The organism is Streptomyces sp. NPDC058257, assembly GCF_042881845.1.
Taxonomy (GTDB): Bacteria; Actinomycetota; Actinomycetes; order Streptomycetales; family Streptomycetaceae; genus Streptomyces.
Window position 1 is genome coordinate 91,496 of the sequence record NZ_JBHVXJ010000008.1, and the last position, 20,551, is coordinate 112,046.

Genomic DNA, 20,551 nt, shown 5'->3' on the forward strand with positions numbered 1-20,551 from the left:
GGGGCGGAACAGGGGAAAAGGAAGATCTTGCGTCTATGCCCCCACTCGGGGAAACGAATGTGAGTACGCGCACGTTCATGCAACGGATATGTCTGCGAACCCGCTTTCGGGGTAGGGCTGCTGCCGAAGACCCGTCCTGCCCCCTGACAATGGAGCCTCACGTGCCCGCTTCCACGATGCTTCTCTCCGCTCTCTCCAAACAGGTCTCCGGTCCCGACTCCGGACTCGACGGCTCCTGCTCCTGCGGCTGCCTGGAGCCGCCCCTGACCAGCGAGCCCCCGCTGGCCGACGCCGCACCCCTGACCAGCGAGCCCCCGCTCGCCGACGCCGCCCCGCTGACCAGCGAGCCGACCTCCACCGGCACCGCGTCGGGCCTGGACTACATGGGGGTCTAGATGGCCCCACCCGGAGCTACCGGTCCCACCGGCCCCACTGAGCCCACCGGACTGACCGGATCCACTGGACCCATCGAACCCGCGGGCCCCACCAGCTCCACCGGCCCCACCGGCCCCACCAGCTCCACCGGACTTTCCCGTCTTGCCGCCCTGCACGGCGTGGCGACGTCCTACTCCCCGTCACCGGACCGAACGGTTCCGGCCACCGACGCCGCGGTGATCGCGGCCCTGGCCGCCCTCGACGTGGACGCGAGCACACCCGAGACGGTGCGGCGCGCCCTCACGGCCCGTGAGACGGAGCTGAGCGACCAGCTGCTGCCGCCGACGGTGGTGGTGTGGCAGGGCGGCCCCGATGCGCCCCCACCCTGGTCCGGCCTGCCACCGGGCACGAGGCTGTCCGTGGAGACGGAGCGGGGGGAGCGGTTGGAGTGGGAGACGCCGGATGATCGGGCGCGGGCGCTGCCGCCGGGCGTTCACCAGCTTCGAGCCGAGACCCCGGACGCCCACACGGCCACCGCCCACCTCGTCGTCGCCCCGAACCACTTGCCGCCCCCGCGCGAGAACACGTACGGGATGCTCGTCCAGCTCTACTCCCTGCTCTCCCACCGCTCCTGGGGCATGGGCGACCTCGGTGACCTGGCCGAGCTCGCCGCCTGGTCCGGGCGCGCCCTGGGCGCGGGATTCGTACAGGTCAACCCGTTGCACGCGGCGGTGCCGAAGCCGCCGGACGGGCCGTCCGACCCCTCTCCCTACCGCCCTTCCTCGCGCCGCTTCCCCGACCCCGTCCATCTGAGGGTCGAGGACATTCCCGAGTACGCGCACCTGAAAGGCGCGGCCCGCGACCAGGCGGCCGACCTCACGCGCCGGGCCGCCGCGCTGCGCGAGTCCGTGCTCCAGCAGGGCCAGTTGATCGACCGCGACGCGGTCTGGGAGCTCAAGCTCCAGGCCCTGGAGCTGATGCACGAGGTCCCGCTCGGCCCCGGACGGGGCGCCGCCTACAACGACTTCCTCGCCGAGCACGGCCAAGCCCTTGAGGACCACGCCACTTGGTACGCGCTCGCGGAGCGCTACGGCCCCGACTGGCACACCTGGCCCGCCCCCCTGCGCGACCCCGCTTCGCCCCGAACCGCCCGCGCCCGCCGCGAGTTGATGGACCGTGTCGACTTCCACTGCCGTCTCGCCTGGCTCACCGACGCCCAGCTCGCGGCCGCGCAGCGCTCCGCGTGCGACGCGGGCATGGACATCGGCCTGGTGCACGACCTCGCGGTCGGTGTACATCCGGCCGGGGCCGACGCCTGGGCGCAGCAGCGGCACTTCGCCGCGGGCATGTCGGCCGGCGCCCCGCCGGACGCGTTCAACGCGCGCGGCCAGGACTGGGGCCTTCCGCCGTGGCGCCCCGACCGCCTAGCCGAGTCCGGATACGCCCCCTACCGCGCCCTCCTGCGCGGACTGCTCCGGCACGCGGGCGCGATCCGCATCGACCATGTGATGGGGCTCTTCCGGCTCTGGTGGGTCCCGGAGGGCCGCGCGCCCACCGAGGGAACGTATGTCCACTACGACGCCGAGGCGATGCTCGCCGTTCTCGCCCTGGAGGCGCACCGCGCGGGCGCCCTCGTCATCGGTGAGGACCTCGGCACCGTGGAACCGGGTGTCCGCGAGACCCTGCAGCGGCACGGCGTGCTCGGCACATCCGTGCTCTGGTTCGAGCGGGACTGGGCCGGTACGGGACGGCCGCTGCCGCCCGAGCGGTGGCGCGCGGACTGCCTGGCCACCGCCACCACCCACGACCTGCCGTCCACAGCGGCCCGGCTCAGCGGCGAGCACGTCCAACTCCGCGACCGGCTCGGTCTGCTGACCCGCCCGGCGGCCGTGGAGCAGACCGAGGCCGCGGCCGACGTGTGGGAGTGGCTCGGGCTGCTCTCCCGGCTCGGGATGCTGCCCGGCGGCGGTGGGAACGAGCAGGAGGAGATCCGCGCCGTCCACCGCTTCCTGCGCGCCACCCCGGCCCGCATGATCGGCGTATGGCTGCCGGACGCGGTCGGTGACCGGCGCCCGCAGAATCTCCCCGGCACCTGGGACCAGTACCCCAATTGGCGGCTGCCGATCGCCGATGCCGAAGGCCGCCCCCTCACCCTGGAGGAACTCGCCGCGTCACCGCGCCTGCACGCGTTCATGGAGGTGTTCACGGACGTGTTCCGCGCACGCCGACGGCCCCGTACGGCACCCCCGGGCGCGCGGCCCGTTTAGCCATTCGCTACGTTGGCACCGTGGACAAGAAGAACGCTCTGCGCGCCGGTGCCCTGGCTTCCGGTACGACGCTGATGATGCTGCTCATGTCGTCCCCCGCGCTCGCGTACATGCAGGACGACGGTGATGACCCGGGTCCGGGCCTGAGCGTGGTCGAGACGCTGGGTCTCTATGTCGTGGCGCCCATCGTGCTGTTCCTGGTGATCGCGGGCCTCGTCATGGTCGGTGACAAGTCCCGCAAGCAGCAGAAGCAGGGCTGACGCCGCTTTCCCGCTTCACTTCCTGAGTTCTCCGTAGGGGGCTCTTGACCGGCGCGTGCGCATGCGTTGCGTACGCCGGTCAAGAGCCCCCTACGCATGTCGTGGCGGGTGCGGCGGGTACGGCACGTATCTCATGGCCGCTCGGCCGTGAGATAGCGCTGGACCGTCGGCCCGAGCCATTGCGCCATCTCCTCGCCGGACAGTGCGACCGCCGGCGGGAACCGCAGCACATAGCGGGTCAGCGCCATGCCGAGGATCTGCGAGGCGCAGAGCCCCGCCCGTTTCGGCGCGTCGGCGGGATCGGGGCAGACGCGGCGCGCGACCGGCAGCAGCTGGTCCCTGAAGATGCCCTGCATACGCTCGGCGCCCGCCGTGTTCGTGATGCCGACGCGGAGCATCGCGGTCAGCACCCCGTCGTTCTCCCAGATGTCGAGGAAGTGGCTCACCAGGGCGCGCCCGATGTCCTCGCGCGGCACCGTGGCGAGATCGGGCAGGCGCAGATCGATGGAGCAGGCGGCGGCGAACAGGCCCTCCTTGTTGCCGTAATAGCGCATCACCATCGACGGGTCGATCCGGGCGTCCTTGGCGATGGCGCGGATGGTGGCCCGTTCATAGCCGTCGGCCGCGAACCGCTCACGGGCCGCGGCGAGGATCGCGCCGCGGGTCGCGTCGGAGCGGCGGGGTGGTGCCGCGGTCACTGGATCGGGTGCGTTCTCCGTCATGTCAACAAGCGTAGGCCAACATGTGTTGACAGTCCATGGCGGTGGTTCTACGTTAGCCAACAAGCGTTGACCAACAGCTGTTGGCACAGGGAGGCCGCCATGAACGGAACCCAGACCCAGGACACTGTGATCGTCGTCGGCTCCGGCCCGACCGGGCTGCTGCTCGCCGGGGACCTGGCGGTCGCGGGCGTCCCCGTCACCCTCCTCGAAAAGCGGCCGCACGGGATCAGCAACCTCTCGCGCGCCCTGGTGCTGCACGCCCGCACCCTCGAACAGCTCGACGCGCGCGGCCTCGCCGACGAACTGGAGGCCATGGGCAGGCCGCTCGACCGCCTGCGCCTCTTCGCCCGCCTCGACGTGGACCTCGGCAAGTTGCCCTCGCGCTACAACCACGTCCTCGTCCTGCCGCAGTACGAGGTGGAGCGAGTTCTCGAACGGCGGGCGATCGCGGCCGGTGTCGACTTCCGGTACGAGAGCGAGGTCACCGGACTCACCCAGGACGCGGACGGCGTGACTCTCGAAGTCCGGGGCCCCGGCGGCGAGTCGAGCACGCGACGGGCGGCGTACGCCGTCGGCGCCGACGGACTGCACAGCCCCGTCCGCAAGGCCATCGGCCTGCCCTTCCCCGGGAAGTCCGCGATCCGCTCGCTCGTCCTCGCCGACGTGAAGCTCGCCGAGAAGCCCGCGTCGGTCCTCACCGTGAACGCCGCCGGTGACGCCTTCGCCTTCATCGCGCCCTTCGCCGACGGCTATTACCGCGTCATCGGCTGGAACCGCGCCCACGACGTTCCCGACAGTGAGCCCCTCGATCTCGAAGAGGTCAAGGAGATCACCCGGCTCGCGCTCGGCCGCGACTACGGCATGCACGACGCCCGCTGGATGTCCCGCTTCCACAGCGACGAGCGCCAGGCGCCCGCGTACCGGGTCGGGCGGGTCTTCCTCGCCGGGGACGCGGCGCACGTCCACACCCCGGCGGGCGGTCAGGGCATGAACACCGGCCTCCAGGACGCCGTGAACCTGAGCTGGAAGCTGGTGGCGGCGGTCAACGGCCGTGCGCCGGAGGGCCTGTTGGACACCTATCAGTCCGAGCGGCACCCCATCGGCAAGGCGGTCCTGCGCAGCAGCGGCGGGATCGTGCGGCTCGCGATGGTCAAGCGCCCGTGGTCGCGCGCGGGCCGCGCCGTCCTCGCGTCCTTCATCGGGGCCGCGCGCCCGGTCCGCGACAAGGTGATGGGCAAGCTCACCGGCATCGGCTACAGCTACCCCGCCCCGAAGGGCGCCCACCGCCTGGCCGGGCACCGCGCTCCGGACATCGCGCTCAAGGAGGGGCGGCTCTACGAGGTCCTGCGCGGGGGTGAGTTCGTGCTGATCGTCCCGGAGGGCACGGACGCGGAGTACGGCGCGGGGCGTGCCGTCGTGACGCACTGGACGAGCGGGCGGCGTACGACCGTCCTCGTCCGTCCTGACGGGTACGTGGCGTGGGCCGCGGACGAGGCGGACGCGGGCGCGGTGCGGGCGGCGCTGGGAGAGTGGGGCGCGGCTGCCTGACGGCGACCCACGAGGCTTACTGTTCAGCTGACCTTAAAAGAAGTCTCGGAAAGATTCGATGGACCTGATGGGTGTGGGGGTGCGACGGTAGCCACGCAGCCAACCAAGAGATCAGCCAAGAGATCCCCGCCGGGTGGTGACCACCTCGGCGGGGATCGTGTTTTCCCGGGCCATCGGGAGAGAGACAGGGGATATCAGTGACGGTCCTGGACCGGACGACCTCCACCCATGCCGCGTCGAACGCGCCGGCCCCGGCGGCGGCGAGCGAGCCGCACCGGGCCACACGCCCCATAGGCATCGGCCTCGCCCTCGCGGCACTCGCCACCGTCGTCTGGTCGGGCAGCTTCGTCACCTCACGTGCCCTGGCCGACAGCGTGCCGCCCATTCAGCACGCGTTCTGGCGGTGGGTCATCGCGATCGCGGTGGTGGCGCCGTTCGCGGCGCGGCAGACATGGCGGCAGCGGGCCCTGCTCCGACAGCACCTGCGCTTCCTGCTCCTCGCCTCCCTGCTCGGCGTCACCATCTACAACACGCTGGTCAACCAGGCGGGCGTCACCACCACCGCGGGCAACATGGGCATGATCATGGCGGCGTCGCCGGTCCTGATGGCGGTGTACGAACGACTCGGCGGCGCGAAGCTCGGCGCGCGCCGTGTGACGGGCATGCTGATCGCCTGCGCGGGCGTCCTGGTCCTGGTCTCCGGGGGAACTCTCGCCATGGACTTCGCGGTGGGTGACCTGTGGGTGATCGCGGGCGCCGTCGCCTTCGGCTCGTACAGCGCGCTGCTCAAGCGCAAGCCGGCCGGGATCGGCGGACTGCCGTTCCTCTTCGCGACGTTCACACTCGGCGCGCTGATGCTGTTTCCGGTGTTCGTGGCCAGCTATGTGCTCCAGGGCGGCTTCGAGCCCACCCTCGGGACGGTGTCCCCGCTCCTGTACGTCGGTGTCGTCTCGTCCGCGGTCGCCTTCTTCGCCTGGAACAAGGCGATCTCGATCATCGGCGCCGCCCGCGCCGGGGTCGTCTACTACCTTCAGCCGGTGTGCGTCGCCCTGCTCTCCTTCGCGCTGCTCGACGAGGCGATGGGATGGCTGCGGGTGATGTGCATGGGGCTGATCCTGGGCGGGGTCGTGCTCGGCGCGGCGCGTACGAAGTAGGGGGCGCGTCCCGTGGGATCACCTCTCCTGACCAGTCGGTACGTTGACTCCATGAGCGAGTGGGACATCAAGAAACTGCAGATCCTGCGTACGTTGAGCGAGCGGGGCACGGTCACGGCGACGGCGCGGACGCTGCAGATGACGCCGTCGGCGGTGTCGCAGCAACTGTCCAACCTCGCGAAGCAGCTGGGGGTGCCGCTCCTGGAGGCGCACGGGCGGCGGGTCCGCCTCACGGACGCGGCGCATCTCGTGCTGCGGCACGCGGAAGCGGTCTTCGCCCAGCTGGAGCGTGCGGACGCGGAGTTGGCGGCGTACGCGCAGGGCGAGGCGGGGGAGGTGCGGGTCGGCGCCTTCTCGACCGCGGTGCCCGCGCTCGTGGTCCCCGCGGTGCGGGAGCTGCGGGCGGCGGCGCCCGGGATCTCGGTGCGGGTGCGTGAGGCGGAGGCGGCGGAGGCGTACGAGCTCCTTGCCGCGGGCGAGGTGGACGTCGCCCTCTCCCTGGCGGTGACGGCGCCGGTGTCCGGGGACGCCGACACGCGCTTCACGCGGGAGTCGCTCCTCGCGGATCCGCTGGACGTGGCGCTGCCCGGCGACCATCCGCTGGCGGTGGCCGAGGGGCTCCGGCTCGCGGATCTGGCCGGGGAGCCGTGGATCTTCGGGGGAAGCGGTCCCTGGTCGGAGATCACGCGTGCGGCGTGCGAGGGGGCCGGGTTCACCCCGGAGCAGGCGCATTCCGCCTCCGGCTGGACGGCGATCCTCGCGATGGTGGAGGCGGGGATGGGGGTGGCCCTCGTCCCGCGGATGGCGGCGGTCCGCCGTGCCGACGTGGCGATGCGGGAGCTGGCGGCGGACCGGCCGCGGCGGCATGTGGTGGCGGCGGTGCGTCGCGGGGCGGCGGGGGGCGCCGCGGTGGGCAGGGTGCTGGGGGCGTTGCGGGGGGCGGCGGGGCCTCGCTGAGGGACGATCGGAGGGCCTGCGTGCGGGCCCTCCGGCATCTGCGCGGGCTGGTGCGGCCTCGGTTCTGCCTGCTGGGGCCTGTGTGTGGCCTCTATGTGTGTCGGCCTCAGCCCTGCCTCGCCTCGGTGCGGCCTCCGTACGGGCTCGTGCGGTCCCGAAGCCGGAGTGCGGTCACCGCTCGGCTTGGCAGCGCATCTGACCAGCTCCGCCGGTCGTCCTGGGACGTGGGATAGCGCCAGCGTCTGCCGCTGTTGATGTCAGCCGTGGATGTCAGCGAGACTCAGCGCTTCCTGCGTCGCTGCCGGATCTTCCGCATCTTCTCCTTGGCTTCCTTCGCCTTGCGCTGCGTCACTCCATACGACCAGCTCCTCGTCGTCCCGCGTGGACCCGGTCAGAATCCGCGCCGCCACGTCGAGTTCGTGGAGCTCGGCGAACCGGAGCCGGACGTGGGTGCCGGGGATCTGGCGCTTGAGCTCCTCGGTGGTGCCCTCGGCGACCAACTCGCGACGATTCCCCACATCGTGCGTCTGCTGCGCGGGTCGAGGCCCGTCGTCGGCTCGTCCGGGAAGGTGATCCGCGGGTTGCCGACCAGCGTCATCGCCAGGTCCAGCTTCCGGCGCATACCGCCGGAGTAGGTCGCCGTCCTCTTGTCCGCCGACTCCGCCAGATCGAACCGTTCGAGGAGCCCCGCGACCACCCGGTCGCCGGAGCGCACGCGCTTGAGGTCCGCCATCAGCCGCAGGTTCTCCCGGCCCGAAAGCAGCTCGTCCACCGCTGCGGACTGACCGGTCACGCCGATGGACGCGCGCACCTGCCTGGTCGCGGTCGCCACGTCGTGCCCGGCGACGCGCACCGTCCCCGCGTCGGCTCTGAGCAGCGTCGCCAGTACGTTCACCGTGGTCGTCTTGCCGGCACCGTTCGGGCCGAGCATGGAGTAGACCGTTCCCGCGGCGACATCGAAGTCGATGCCGGCGAGCACGACTTTGTCGCCGTCTGCCTTGCGCAGCCCTGTGACTGCGATCGCCGAATTCTTCATGTCCCCACCGTGGCCACGGCCCCTGACACGGCCCCTGACACGGCCCACCCGGTCGCCCTGGGGCAACCGGGTGGGCCGTGTCCTGAACTACGGGAGCGCTACGCGTCCGCCGCCTGCGCCCGCAGCGCGCGCTCCACGCCCGCACGGGATTCCGTGATCAAGCGCCGCAGGGCCGCCGACGGGTCCGCGGAGGCGAGCCACGCGTCCGTCGCGTCCAGGGTCGCCTGCGACACCTGGAGCGAGGGGTAGAGGCCCACCGCGATCTGCTGGGCCATCTCGTGCGAGCGCGAGTCCCACGCGCCCTTGACCGCCGCGAAGAACTTGTCCGTGTACGGGGCGAGGAGATCGCGCTGGTCGGTCTGGATGAAGCCGCCGATGACGGACTCCTGGATCGAGTTCGGGAGCTTGTCGGACTCCACGACCGAGGCCCAGGCCTCCGCCTTCGCCTCCGCGGTGGGCCGCGCCGCACGCGCCGCCGCCACGTGCCGCTCGCCCGCGGACGTCTTGTCGCGCTCCAGCTCCGCCGCGATGCCGGCCTCGTCGAGCCGTCCCGTCGCCGCGAGCCGGTGCACGAACGCCCAGCGCAGCTCCGTGTCCACGGCGAGGCCCTCGATCGACTGCTTCCCGGAGAGCAGCTCCTCCAGGAGGTCCAGCTGCTCGTCCGTACGCGCCGCCGACGCGAACGCCCGTGCCCACGCCAGCTGGTGGTCGCTGCCGGGCTCCGCCGAGCGCAGGTGCGAGAGCGTCGCGTCCGTCCAGCGGGTGAGCGCCTCCTCGCGTCCGGAGGGGGCCGCGTACAGCTCCAGGGCCATCTTGACCTGGCGGTGCAGGGACTGGACGACCCCGATGTCCGACTCCTTGGCGATGCCGGACAGGACGAGGGAGAGGTACTCCCGGGTGGGGAGTTCCGCGTCCCGCGTCATGTCCCACGCCGACGCCCACGAAAGGGCACGCGGCAGTGACGCCTCGAAGTCACCGATGTGCTCGGTGACGAACGCGAGCGACTCCGCGTCGAGACGGACCTTCGCGTACGAGAGGTCGTCGTCGTTCAGGAGGATCACCGCGGGACGCGCCCGGCCCACCAGCTCGTCCACCGACGTCAGTTCGCCGTCGACGTCCAGTTCCACGCGGTCCGTGCGAAGGAGCTTGCCGCTGTCGCCGTCGAGGTCGTACAGGCCGATCGCGATCCGGTGCGGGCGCAGCGTCGGCTCGCCCTTCGCGCCCGTAGGGAGCGCGGGAGCCTCCTGCTTCACCGCGAACGACGTGATCTTGCCGGACGTGTCGACGTCCACGACAGGGCGCAGGACGTTGATGCCCGCCGTCTCCAGCCACTTCTTCGACCAGGTCTTGAGGTCGCGCCCGCTGGTCTCCTCCAGCTTGCCGAGCAGATCGGACAGCCGCGTGTTCCCGAACGCGTGCGCCTTGAAGTAGGCCTGCACGCCCCGGAAGAACTCGTCATCGCCGACATACGCCACGAGCTGCTTGAGGACGCTCGCGCCCTTCGCGTACGTGATGCCGTCGAAGTTGACCAGGACGTCGTCGAGGTCCTGGATGTCGGCCATGATCGGGTGCGTGGACGGCAGCTGGTCCTGGCGGTACGCCCATGTCTTCATGGAGTTGGCGAACGTCGTCCAGGACTGCGGCCAGCGCGAGTTCTCCGCGTACGCCTGGCAGGCGATGGAGGTGTACGTGGCGAACGACTCGTTCAGCCAGAGGTCGTTCCACCACTCCATCGTCACCAGGTCGCCGAACCACATGTGGGCCAGCTCGTGGAGGATGGTCTCCGCGCGCGTCTCGTACGCCGCGTCCGTCACCTTCGAACGGAACACGTACTGGTCGCGGATGGTCACCGCGCCCGCGTTCTCCATCGCGCCCGCGTTGAACTCCGGCACGAAGAGCTGGTCGTACTTGGCGAAGGGGTACGCGTAGTCGAACTTCTCCTGGAACCAGTCGAAGCCCTGCCGCGTGACCTCGAAGATCGCGTCCGAGTCGAGGAACTCCGCGAGCGAGGGGCGGCAGTAGATGCCGAGCGGAACCGACTGGCCGCCAGGACCCTCGTACGAGCTGTGGACCGAGTGATACGGACCGACGATGAGCGCCGTGATGTACGTCGAGATGCGCGGCGTGGGCTCGAAGACCCAGACATCACCGCTGGGCTCGGGGGTCGGCGAATTCGAGATGACCGTCCAGCCGGACGGCGCCTTCACGGTGAACCCAAACGTCGCCTTGAGATCGGGCTGTTCGAAGGACGCGAAAACGCGGCGCGCGTCAGGAACCTCGAACTGCGTGTAGAGATAGGCCTGTTGGTCGACCGGGTCGACGAACCGGTGCAGTCCCTCACCCGTGTTGGTGTAGTCGCAGTCGGCGACCACCTTCAGCTCGTTCGGCCCCGCCTCCAGGTGGTTGAGGGCGATGCGCGAGTCACGGAAGACGGCGGCCACGTCCAGCGGACGGCCGTTCAGTACGGCCTCGTGGACCGCCGGGGCGACGAGGTCGATGAAGGTCTCGGCGCCCGCCTCCGCGGAGTCGAAGCGCACCGTGGTCACCGACCGGTAGGTGCCGCCCTCCTGGGCGCCGGAGAGATCGAGATCGATCTCGTACGAGTCAACGGTGAGCAGCTTCGCCCGCTGCTGCGCCTCTTCGCGGGTCAGATTGGTGCCGGGCACGCGGTCATCTCCTCAGGAACGTCAGGTACGACTTGTGGCGTTTCCAGCCATCCTTCCACGTGGATCCACGGGCATGGCGGGGCATCGGCCACCGGCCGCCGGGCGGCATTGTTCGCAGGCTGTCGTGCCGCTAGCATCCGCGCGTCGGCTCACGCCCCGGGGGGAGCGTTCATGGGACCCAGACGATTGCCGCGATTACCAGGATTGCGACGATTACCCGGCGCGGGGTGCGCCCCGTGATCGACGTGCTCGTCGTGGGAGCCGGGATCGGCGGGCTCACCACCGCGCTCGGTCTGCACGCCGCGGGCATCGGGGTGCGGGTCGTGGACGCGGTCGACTCGCTGCGGCCCGCCGGGGTCGGCATCAACCTCCTCCCGCACGCGGTGGGCGAGTTGACGGAACTGGGCCTCGGCGCCGAACTGGCCGCGACGGCCGTACCGACCGCCGGGATGCTGCACTTCGACCGGCACGGCAACCACATCTGGGGCGAGCCGCTCGGCCTCGCCCGCGGCCACCACTGGCCCCAGTACTCCTTGCACCGCGGCGCGCTCCAGCTGATCCTCCTGGACGCGGTGCGCGACCGCCTCGGCGACAACGCTGTCCAGACCGGTACGGCGTACGTGCGGCACGCCGAGCCGGAGGGGGCGGGGGTGGTGCGGGTGACCCTGCGGGACGTGTGGCGCGGGCGGGAGTTCGTGGTGCCGGTGCGGGCCCTGGTCGGGGCCGACGGCCTGTACTCGGCGGTCCGGTCCTGCCTGCATCCCGGGGAGGGGCCGCCGCTGTGGAACGGCGTCCGCATGTGGCGGGGCGTCACCGAGTGGGCGCCGGTGCTCGGCGGCCGGACGATGGCGATCGCGGGCAGCAACGCGGCCACGAAGCTCGTCGTCTACCCGATCTCGCGGGAGGCGGAGGTACGGGGGCGCGCGCTGCTCAACTGGGTGGCCGAGGTGCGGTATCCGGTGCACCACCACGGGGCGCAGGGCCCCGCGGACTGGAACCGTTCGGGACGCCTGTCCGATGTGCTTCCGCACTTCTCCGGGTGGCGGATCGGAGACCTTGACGTGCCCGCGCTGCTCGCCGCGACCGGGTCGACGGGGCGGATCCTGGAGTACCCGATGGTGGACCGTGACCCGCTGCCGTGGTGGGGCCGTGGCCCGGTGACCCTGCTCGGTGACGCGGCCCATCCGATGTACCCCGTGGGGTCGAGCGGGGGCTCGGAGGCGGTGCTCGACGCGCGGGCGCTCGCGCGGTGCGTGGCCCACGCCGGGGTGGACCGGGTGGGCGGACTGCGTGCCTACGAGGCGGAGCGGTGGGGGCCGGCCAACGCGGTTGCCCTGGCGAATCGGGCGATGCCGGTGGATGAGGTGTTGCGGGTGGTGGCTGAGCGCGCCCCGGAGGGCTTCGCTCGGGTGGAGGACGTTCTGACGGGAGAGGAGTTGGCGGGGCTGGGGGAGGGGTATCGGAGGATGCGGGGGTATTGGTAGCGGTGCTTCTTTCCCTGGAAGTATCCAGCCCGGCTCCCGGCCGGCGTTCGCGGACGCCCCGCGCAGTGGGTTCTCGGGGAGGGGCGGGGTCGGGGCAGTGGGTTCCCGGGAAGGGGCCGGGTCGGGGCAGTCGGTTTTCGGAGAAGGGGCGGGGTCGGGGAACAGCGACGTCTGAAGGCCGCCAGCTCCCATCCGCCCCCACCCTTCCCCACCCGTGACACTCGGCACATGACGTCACGCCGCCCGTGGTACTCCGCCGTGGGGCGGCACAGCGGCATCGCCCCGCGCCCGGCGGCGACCGGCGTCAATCCCTCCTGGAGAGTCCGCACCTCGCGTGGGGCCTGGCCTACGGCGGGGTCTCCGTCTCGACCCAGCACTGGGGTACGCGAAGGGGGCGGGCACCGAATAGACATCGGCGCCCGCCCCCATCGGCGTATGCGAGACCTCAGCTCATGAGCTTCAGCCCTTGAGCTTCAGCCCTTGAGCTTCAGCCCTTGAGCTCGGCCGCCACCAGCTCCGCGATCTGCACCGCGTTCAGCGCGGCGCCCTTGCGGAGGTTGTCGTCGGAGATGAAGAAGGCCAGGGCGTTCTCAGCCGTCTCGTCGTTGCGGATACGGCCCACGAAGGCGTCGTCCTTGCCCGCGGCGACCAGCGGGGTCGGGACGTCCGTGAGGACGACACCCTCGGCCGACGCGAGGATCTCGGTGGCGCGCTCGGCGCTCAGCGGACGCTCGAAACGGGCGTTGACCTGGAGGGAGTGACCGGTGAAGACCGGCACGCGGACGCAGGTGCCGGAGACCTTGAGGTCCGGGATCTCCAGGATCTTGCGGGATTCGTTGCGGAGCTTCTGCTCCTCGTCGGTCTCGTTCAGACCGTCGTCGACGATGGAGCCCGCCATCGGAAGGACGTTGTACGCGATCGGCGCGACGTACTTGTTCGACGCCGGGAACTCGGTGGCCGAGCCGTCGTGCGTGAGCTTGGGCGCGTCGTCGCCGACCTTCTTGACCTGCTCGAAGAGCTCGTCGACACCGGCGAGGCCCGAGCCGGACACGGCCTGGTAGGTCGCCACGACGAGCGCGGTGAGCCCGGCCTCCTTGTGCAGCGGCTTGAGGACCGGCATGGCGGCCATCGTCGTGCAGTTCGGGTTGGCGATGATGCCCTTGGGGCGGTCCGCGATCGCGTGCGGGTTGACCTCGGAGACGACCAGCGGGACCTGGGGGTCCATCCGCCAGGCCGACGAGTTGTCGATCACGACGGGGCCCTGCGACGCGACCTTCTCGGCGAGCGCCTTCGACGTGGCGCCACCGGCCGAGAACAGGACGATGTCAAGGCCGCTGTAGTCGGCCGTGGAGGCGTCCTCGACCGTCACACCGTCGAGGGTCGAGCCGGCCGAGCGGGCCGATGCGAACAGGCGCAGCTCGTCGACGGGGAAGTCCCGCTCGACGAGGATCTTGCGCATGACCGTGCCGACCTGACCGGTGGCTCCGACGATTCCGACCTTCACAGGGATGTCCTCCGTATGTGCATGGGCATAGGCGTTGGCCTGTGCGTTCCATCATGCGTCTGTCCACGGTCGCCTTGTCCAATCCATTGTCCGGAGTTCGGGATGTCACATTTCCGCGCACCTTGATCGAACCCGGATCGGACCCGGATCGGACCCGGATCGGACCCGGATCGAGCGGGAGCCGCGGCAAGGGAAGGGGATGAAGTGCTGAGCGGCGCGGACACACGCCGGACGCGAAGCACCGGCCGGGCTGAGACCATCCAGCCCGGCCGGTGCGTGTGATCGGCGGCTGCTACGGAGCCGTCACCTTCTCGATCAGGACGCTGCCCGTGCCGGTAACCGTGCCCCGCCCGTTCAGGAGAGCCACCTCACCGAACAGCTGGCGTCCGTCGGCCGCGGGTGCGTCCGCCGCGACCTCGGCGGTGACCTGGGCGGATGCCCCGTTCGCCAGCTTCACCGGCGCCGAACCGTCGACCTTGACGGAACCGAGCGCGCCCGAGAAGAAGACGTCGCGGTAGTCGTACGCGGTGGTGCCGGACGGTACCGAGTAGCCCACCACCTTGATCTCGTACGTCCCCGCCGCGGGCTTCGTGAGGCTGACGGACTCCTCCGAGTCGCCCTCCGCCGACGAGCCCACGACCTTGCCGTCCTTCAGGACCGACAGGTCCAGGTCGGCCGCGACGTCCGCCGTCGACCCGATGGCGACGTCGAGCCGCTCCGCGCCCTCGGGCACGACCACGGTCGTCGTCTGCGTCTCACCCTGCTTGATCGACGGCCGTGCCGCCTTCGCAGAGCCGAGCGAGCCGCCCTTCAGCTTGCCGTCCACCGCGGCGAAGTTGTTCGTCACCTTCCAGGAGACGGGCGTCGGCGTACCGACCTTCGCCTCCGGAACCGTCTGCACGGCCGGGTCGAAGGCGACCCCCAGAGTGGAGACGTCCAGCTTGTAGGGGTTGTCCAGGAGCGGGGACGTCCTGCGCGACTCGACCTCGATCTCCCACACGCCCGCCTGCGGCTCGGGGTACGAACGCAGGTCGGGGCGGCAGGTGTTGGCCGGGTTGTCGTAGTTCGAGTAGCAGACGAGCGACGACGTCGAGTCGATCGGGACGCCGTACGGGTGCACCGCGATGAACCGCGTCTGGCTCTTGCCCTTCAGGCCGCCGAGCGCCACCTCAAGGGACTTGGCGCCCTTGGGGACCGTCACGAAGTACGACTGGGTGCTGTTGCGCTGCACCGAACCGGAGGCCGAGAACGTGTGCGCGGGCTGCGCGAGCGGCGACGACACGACGACCGTCGACATGATCTGCTGGTCGACGCCCTCGGTGCGCTCGTCGTCGACGGTCAGGATCGCGCTGTGCAGACCGGCCGACTTGGCCTTCGCCTGCACCTTGACGGTGACCGGCTTGTTCAGCGGCAGCTTCACGTCGTCGTCGCCGAGCAGGCGGAAGGTGCCCTCGTGGTTGTTGACCAGGTCCAGCTCGTGACGGACGGAGCGGTCAGGGCCCGAGGTGCGGGTGATCGTGACGTCGTAACTCCGCTTCTCGCCGGTCTTCAGGCCGCCCTCGCGGTCGTAGACGCCGGTGCCGGGCTTCTTCAGCTCCTGGTCGAGCGCGGTGTCGACCGGGGCCTTCACCGTGTACGTGTACGCCTTCGCGTCGTCCTCGATGGCCTTCCAGGCGTCGACGACGTCGATCAGGCCTGTGCCCTGCGCGTACGCCTGCTCACCGCGGATGTGGCTCGCCGTCGAGGTGAGGGCCGTGCGCAGCTTGGCCGGGGTCAGGCCGATGTGCTCGCGCTTGGCGGCGGAGAGGAGGAGCGCCGAGGCGCCTGCCGCCTGCGGGGACGCCATCGACGTGCCCTGCAGCATCGAGTAGCCGGCCGGGAGCTTGTAGCCCGCCTCGGCTGCCGGGGCGCCCGGCAGCCAGGTCTGCGTGGTGTTGATGGCCGAGCCCGGCGCGGAGATGATCGGCGCGAAGCCGCCGTCCTCGCGCGGACCGCGCGAGGAGAACGGCATCATCGCGTACGACTTCTCCACGGCGGAGCCGTAGTTGGCGGCCCAGGTCTCCTTGGAGATGGAGGCGCCGACGGAGATGACCTTGTCGGCGAGGCCGGGGTCACCGATGGTGTTCGCGCCGGGGCCGGAGTTGCCCGCGGAGATCACCAGCTGGACGCCGTAGTCGTCGATGAGGCGCGTGTAGAGCAGTGCGCGCGCGTTGTTGCCGTCGTTCAGGGCCGGAAGCCCGCCGATCGACATGTTCACGATGTCGACGCCGCGCTTCGTCACGAGGTCGATCATGCCCTCGGTGAGCGCGACGTTCGTGCAGCCGCCGCTCCAGGTGCAGGCGCGCGAGGAGACCAGCTTGGCGCCGGGCGCCGCGCCGTTCATCTTCTTGCCGCCGAACAGGCCGTTGGCCGCGGTGATGCCCGCGACGTGCGTGCCGTGCTCGGACTCGATGACGCCGATGTTGACGAAGTCGGCCTTCTTGCCGACCCAGTCGCCGCCGTACGGGTCGGTCGGCACGTCCTTGCGGATCTCGACGACGAAGGGGACGCGCTCGACGACGTCGGTCGCCGGGTCGTCCTTGCCGAAGTAGGCGACCTGGTGGTCTTCCTTGTACGGCTTGAGCACCTCGTCGTCGGTGAAGTCGTTGTTGTCGTTCAGGTCGACGCGGACCGTCCCGGCCGCCGGGTCGTAGAGCACGCCCCAGCTGTCGGTGGTGTCGCCGTCGCGGTTGATGTCGCCGTTGGCGTCACCGCCGGTGGTGGCCGACTCGCGGAAGCGGTTGACCTGGTAGGAGCCCGCGGGCGCCTTCCACGTCTCGCTCTCCCAGGTGAAGACGGGGCCTGAGACGGGGTTGGTCATCCGCCGCCAGGTGCCGTCCGCGTCCACGATCGGGTCGGTCGCGGTCACCCAGTCGGTGATCTTCCGCTCGCCCGTGGTGGTCTTCTGGAGTGCGGGGTGGGCGAGGTCGACGCCGGAGTCCAGGATGCCGATGGTGGTGCCGCGGCCGTCCGCCTTCGGGTTCTTCTGCACGAAGTCGACGGCGCCCGTCTCGAAGGACGGGTTGTACGGGTTCTTCGCCGGGGTGTTCTTGCCGGGCCCCGCGTACGTCCCCTTGTCGGCGGCCTTCGCGCCCTTGGCCCGGTCGGCGGAGGGCGTCGGGTCGTCGAGCTCGATCTCGTGCCGCAGATCGATGCCGTGCACGGACGACAGCTTCCCCGCGGCCTTGATGGCCGCTTCGGCCTTCGCGGTGGGCACGGTGGCGCGTACGTAGCCGAGCTTGTCGTACGTCCGGCCGACCGAGCCGCCCTTGACGGCGTCGAGCTGGTCGGCGACCTGCTCGGTGGCGCCGGGCGCGGTGGCGATCATCATCGTGACGGTCTTCTCGCCGTCCGCCTTCGCGGTGGCGAGCAGATCGGCGTCGGCCGAACCGAGTTTCTCGTCGGCGGACTTGGGGGTGGTCTGCCCCCCGGGGTCGCCGTCGGCCGCGAGGGCCATGGGTATGGGCCCGGCGGCGGAGAGCGCGGCGGTCAGGCCGACGGCTATCGCGAGACGGGTCGTGCGTCTAGCACTGGATCTGTGCATCAGCGTCCCTGTACGTAAAGGTCGAAAAGGTCCGGAATCCGGAACCGGATGACCGCTCAGCCTTACGTAAGTGACTGCTGTTTGGGGAGAGTTGTCCGAGCTGTGATCAGGGCATGACGTAATTCCGCCATCCGCCATGCCGGACAAGGCGGTGGATAAAGGGACTTGCTCCGGGAAATTCTCGGGGGTCCGGCGGGATCCGGTCGGGCCCGGTGGGGCCCGGTGGGGTCTGGTGGGGCCCGGTGGGGTCAGCTCTCGCGCGAGCGCGCGTAGTGCCGCGACGCCTTCGCGCGGTTGCCGCAGGCCGCCATGGAGCACCAGCGGCGCGTGCCGTTGCGCGAGGTGTCGAAGAAGTGCAGGACGCACGTGTCGTGGGCGCAGCCGCGGATCCGGTCGGGCGCGGTGGCGAGGAGGTTCAGGTAGTCGCGCGCCGCGAGCCAGGCCGCACCCCACGCCGGATCCTCGAACTCGGGCTCCTCGCCGGGGCCTTCCGAGGTGAGGGTCGCGCGGATGCGGCCGTGCCCCAGGACCTCGTCGACGCGGGCGACGCCCGCAGGGGCGCCGGGCGATTCCACGGCGGACGCGAGCGCGTCGCGGGCGCGCAGCACGTTCGCCAGGGTCGGCCCGTCGGCGGCGAAGCGCGTGCCGAGGCCGTTCGCCGCGAGCCAGAGCGCGAGCCCTTCGGTGTCCGTGAGCAGGTCCCGGCGCACGCCGTCGTGATTCCAGACGGTGTTGAGCAGATCGAGGGAGAGCGGCTCGCCGACGAGCGGGCGGGGGTCGTGCGGGGCCTTGACGGTGGCCTCGGTGGCGGGCCTGGCGTCGGGCATGGGCGTTCCCTTCGATGCTAACCGCTCAAGTCTACGTGACCGGTTGACGGGCTCGACATCTAACCCTTAACGTTACTTTCAACGGTTAGCAAGCAGAGCGGCCGAGGCGGCCGAAGCAGCCAAGGGGAGAGCCATGACGACGTCCACCGCACCGCGCACCGGCCACATCGGCCTGAACGTCACCGACTTGGAGCGCTCGCTCGCGTTCTACCGGGACGTGCTCGGCTACGGCGTGCTCGGCGAGGGCAAGGAGGAGGGCCGCCGCTACGCCTTCCTCGGGGAGAGCAGTCAGGAGGGCGGCCAGGGGAGTGGCCAGGAGGGCGGCCAAGGGAGTGGGCGGCCCGTGCTCACGCTCTGGCAGCAGGCCGACGCCGCGTACTGCGCGGGGAACGCGGGCCTGCACCACCTCGCGATCGAGGTCGACACGATCGAGCGGGTCAGGGAGTACGAGGGCGCGCTGCGGGCGTACGGGGTGGAGTTCGCGTACGAAGGGGTCGTCCCGCACGGTGAGGGCTCGGCGTCGGGCGGGATCTTCTTCCACGACCCTGACGGCACGCGCCTTGAGATTTACGCCGACGTGGGCGCATCGGGCCGTGCCCCGGTGGCGGCTGCGCCGACGTGCGGCTTCTTCTAGTCCCCGGCCCGCTCACTTCCGCGGCGGAGTGCCGTCCGCCGTACGCGGGTTGTCCGTGATCGATCATGCGGTTCCCCGCGCCTCTTCGCGCGGTTCCCCGCGCCCCTTCGGGCGCTGCCCACCTGATTGCTCGGCAGGAGCGACATGACTTCCCACGCCCCTTACCACCACGGCTCACGCGCCGTTCAGGATCTCGTCGGTGTGCGGGAACTGGCCGACCACGTGGGCCGGTCCATCGGCGACGGCATCCGTCCCGTCGCCGCCGCCTTCCTGGAGCTCCAGCCCATGCTGGTGATCGGCGGCGCGGACGGGTCGGACGGGTCGGACGGGTCGGGCGGGGCAGGCGGCGCCGTATGGGCCTCGCTGCTCACCGGCGCCCCCGGGTTCGTACGGGCCACAGGGCCGAACCAGATATCGATCGCGGGCGGCCTTCGCCGGGCCGACCCCCTCGCGCGGGCCCTCGCGGAGGAGGGCACCCCCGTGGGCACCATCGCCCTGGACCCCCGCACCCGGCGCCGCATGCGGCTGAACGGCCGGGCGCGGCCGACCCCCCGGGGCCTGGCGATCGAGGCCGATCAGGTCTTCTCGAACTGCCCGAAGTACATCCAGAAGCGGCAGCTCCCGCCCGGTGCCATGCCGGGCCGCCCGTCCGCGCCGCGCCACGGAGTCAAGCTCACCGGCGACCAGCGCGCGTTCCTGGCCGAGGCGGACACCTTCTTCCTCGCCACCGTCCACGCGGAAGGCGCCGACGCCAGTCACCGGGGCGGCAATCCCGGCTTCGTCCGTGTCACCTCTCCGTACACGCTGGAGTGGGACGACTTCCCGGGCAACTCCATGTTCCTGTCCCTGGGCAACCTCGCCACCGACCCCCGCGCCGGGCTCCTCTTCCTCGACTGGGTGACCGGCATCAGCCTCCAGCTCACCGGCACGGCCCGCACCGAACACGGCGGCGACGGGACCCGCACGGTCCGCTTCACCCTCACCGAGGCGGTCCAGACCCTCGGCGCGAGCCCCTGGAGCTGGACCTCTCCGGAGTACTCCCCTGCCAATCCCCGCCAGGAGGACTAGCGTCACTCTGTGCATAAAGAACTCCGGGTGGCGGCCTACGCCGTATGCGTTCAGGACGGACAGCTGCTGCTCGCCCGGTGGGTGGCGGGCGACGGCAGCAAGCGCTGGACGCTGCCCGGCGGCGGGATGGACCACGGGGAGGATCCGTACGACACGGTGATCCGCGAGGCCGACGAGGAGACGGGGTACGCCGTCGAGCCCGTGACGCTGCTCGGCGTCGACTCGCTGCGTCGGCGCTACCCGCGCAAGCTCGGCGCCGTCGCCGACTTCCACGGCCTGCGGATCGTCTACGAGGCGCGGATCGCCGGCGGCGAGCTGCGGCACGAGCGGGACGGTTCCACCGATCTCGCCGCCTGGCACCACCTCGACGCCGTCCCCGGACTCGACCGGGTCGGGCTCGTCGACATCGGGCTCGACCTGTGGCGGAACCGGCCCGACGACGGACACCTGACGGTGCCCTCCTGAG

Annotated in this window: 15 protein-coding genes and 1 pseudogene; 10 read left to right on the plus strand and 6 right to left on the minus strand. The window is 71.0% G+C overall.

Annotated features, from left to right (window positions below; translation table 11 throughout):
* The first annotated feature begins 149 nt into the window (after positions 1-149).
* The 3 genes from ACFVXC_RS20630 to ACFVXC_RS20640 are packed head-to-tail and all read left to right on the plus strand — an operon-like array spanning position 150 to position 2,902.
* Positions 150-395, plus strand: coding sequence for a hypothetical protein (locus ACFVXC_RS20630; protein WP_389907073.1), 246 nt, complete (start codon positions 150-152; stop codon positions 393-395).
* Positions 396-2,642, plus strand: coding sequence for a 4-alpha-glucanotransferase (gene malQ / locus ACFVXC_RS20635; protein WP_389907075.1), 2,247 nt, complete (start codon positions 396-398; stop codon positions 2,640-2,642).
* Between the two features lie 20 nt (positions 2,643-2,662).
* Positions 2,663-2,902, plus strand: a complete 240-nt coding sequence (locus ACFVXC_RS20640; protein ID WP_389907077.1) for a hypothetical protein — start codon at positions 2,663-2,665, stop codon at positions 2,900-2,902.
* 131 nt (positions 2,903-3,033) lie between these two features.
* On the opposite strand, the gene ACFVXC_RS20645 is transcribed toward ACFVXC_RS20640, so the two are convergent.
* Positions 3,034-3,624: a TetR family transcriptional regulator gene (locus ACFVXC_RS20645; protein WP_389907079.1), complete on the minus strand. Its 591-nt coding sequence runs from the start codon at positions 3,622-3,624 to the stop codon at positions 3,034-3,036.
* 99 nt (positions 3,625-3,723) lie between these two features.
* On the opposite strand from ACFVXC_RS20645, the gene ACFVXC_RS20650 reads away from it, so the two are divergent.
* The 3 genes from ACFVXC_RS20650 (at position 3,724) to ACFVXC_RS20660 (ending at position 7,283) form a co-directional block, all read left to right on the plus strand.
* The gene (locus ACFVXC_RS20650) at positions 3,724-5,172 is read left to right on the plus strand and encodes an FAD-dependent monooxygenase (protein WP_389907081.1); all 1,449 of its coding nucleotides are present in this window, start codon (positions 3,724-3,726) and stop codon (positions 5,170-5,172) included.
* A gap of 197 nt (positions 5,173-5,369) precedes the next feature.
* Positions 5,370-6,326, plus strand: coding sequence for a DMT family transporter (locus ACFVXC_RS20655; protein WP_389907083.1), 957 nt, complete (start codon positions 5,370-5,372; stop codon positions 6,324-6,326).
* 51 nt (positions 6,327-6,377) lie between these two features.
* Entirely contained in the window at positions 6,378-7,283 is a 906-nt protein-coding gene (locus ACFVXC_RS20660; RefSeq protein WP_389907085.1) for a LysR family transcriptional regulator, read from the plus strand.
* Between the two features lie 356 nt (positions 7,284-7,639).
* Here ACFVXC_RS20660 and ACFVXC_RS20665 read toward each other — a convergent pair.
* Positions 7,640-8,319, minus strand: a pseudogene (locus tag ACFVXC_RS20665) (ABC transporter ATP-binding protein); the annotation flags it as partial.
* 98 nt (positions 8,320-8,417) lie between these two features.
* Entirely contained in the window at positions 8,418-10,985 is a 2,568-nt protein-coding gene (gene pepN, locus ACFVXC_RS20670) for an aminopeptidase N (protein ID WP_389907087.1), read from the minus strand.
* A 239-nt stretch (positions 10,986-11,224) separates the two neighbouring features.
* Between pepN and ACFVXC_RS20675 the strand changes: the two genes are divergently transcribed.
* Entirely contained in the window at positions 11,225-12,469 is a 1,245-nt protein-coding gene (locus tag ACFVXC_RS20675) for a flavin-dependent oxidoreductase (RefSeq protein ID WP_389907461.1), read from the plus strand.
* A 487-nt stretch (positions 12,470-12,956) separates the two neighbouring features.
* Here ACFVXC_RS20675 and ACFVXC_RS20680 read toward each other — a convergent pair whose 3' ends face one another.
* From ACFVXC_RS20680 to ACFVXC_RS20690, 3 genes are all read right to left on the minus strand, one after another.
* Positions 12,957-13,973 carry an aspartate-semialdehyde dehydrogenase gene (locus tag ACFVXC_RS20680; protein WP_389907089.1) on the minus strand — a complete coding sequence of 339 codons (1,017 nt, stop codon included), beginning with the start codon at positions 13,971-13,973 and terminating at the stop codon, positions 12,957-12,959.
* A gap of 292 nt (positions 13,974-14,265) precedes the next feature.
* The gene (locus ACFVXC_RS20685) at positions 14,266-17,556 is read right to left on the minus strand and encodes a S8 family serine peptidase (protein WP_389907091.1); all 3,291 of its coding nucleotides are present in this window, start codon (positions 17,554-17,556) and stop codon (positions 14,266-14,268) included.
* Between the two features lie 248 nt (positions 17,557-17,804).
* Positions 17,805-18,383, minus strand: a complete 579-nt coding sequence (locus ACFVXC_RS20690) for a CGNR zinc finger domain-containing protein (RefSeq protein WP_389907093.1) — start codon at positions 18,381-18,383, stop codon at positions 17,805-17,807.
* Positions 18,384-18,516: 133 nt separating this feature from the next.
* On the opposite strand from ACFVXC_RS20690, the gene ACFVXC_RS20695 reads away from it, so the two are divergent.
* From ACFVXC_RS20695 to ACFVXC_RS20705, 3 genes are all read left to right on the plus strand, one after another.
* Positions 18,517-19,017 (plus strand): VOC family protein, encoded by a 501-nt coding sequence (locus ACFVXC_RS20695; RefSeq protein WP_389907095.1) that lies wholly within the window; start codon positions 18,517-18,519, stop codon positions 19,015-19,017.
* Between the two features lie 144 nt (positions 19,018-19,161).
* Positions 19,162-20,085 (plus strand): pyridoxamine 5'-phosphate oxidase family protein, encoded by a 924-nt coding sequence (locus ACFVXC_RS20700; RefSeq protein ID WP_389907097.1) that lies wholly within the window; start codon positions 19,162-19,164, stop codon positions 20,083-20,085.
* Positions 20,086-20,094: 9 nt separating this feature from the next.
* Positions 20,095-20,550, plus strand: a complete 456-nt coding sequence (locus tag ACFVXC_RS20705) for an NUDIX hydrolase (protein WP_389907099.1) — start codon at positions 20,095-20,097, stop codon at positions 20,548-20,550.
* Position 20,551 lies beyond the last annotated feature (1 nt).

Excerpts from the sequence above, each read along its gene's own strand:
- ACFVXC_RS20685 (WP_389907091.1), bottom strand. The coding sequence starts at position 17,556 with ATGCACAGATCCAGTGCTAGACGCACGACCCGTCTCGCGATAGCCGTC.
- ACFVXC_RS20630 (WP_389907073.1), top strand. The coding sequence starts at position 150 with ATGGAGCCTCACGTGCCCGCTTCCACGATGCTTCTCTCCGCTCTCTCC.
- ACFVXC_RS20660 (WP_389907085.1), top strand. The coding sequence starts at position 6,378 with ATGAGCGAGTGGGACATCAAGAAACTGCAGATCCTGCGTACGTTGAGC.
- ACFVXC_RS20650 (WP_389907081.1), top strand. The coding sequence starts at position 3,724 with ATGAACGGAACCCAGACCCAGGACACTGTGATCGTCGTCGGCTCCGGC.
- ACFVXC_RS20690 (WP_389907093.1), bottom strand. The coding sequence starts at position 18,383 with ATGCCCGACGCCAGGCCCGCCACCGAGGCCACCGTCAAGGCCCCGCAC.
- ACFVXC_RS20700 (WP_389907097.1), top strand. The coding sequence starts at position 19,162 with ATGACTTCCCACGCCCCTTACCACCACGGCTCACGCGCCGTTCAGGAT.
- ACFVXC_RS20695 (WP_389907095.1), top strand. The coding sequence starts at position 18,517 with ATGACGACGTCCACCGCACCGCGCACCGGCCACATCGGCCTGAACGTC.
- ACFVXC_RS20645 (WP_389907079.1), bottom strand. The coding sequence starts at position 3,624 with ATGACGGAGAACGCACCCGATCCAGTGACCGCGGCACCACCCCGCCGC.
- malQ (WP_389907075.1), top strand. The coding sequence starts at position 396 with ATGGCCCCACCCGGAGCTACCGGTCCCACCGGCCCCACTGAGCCCACC.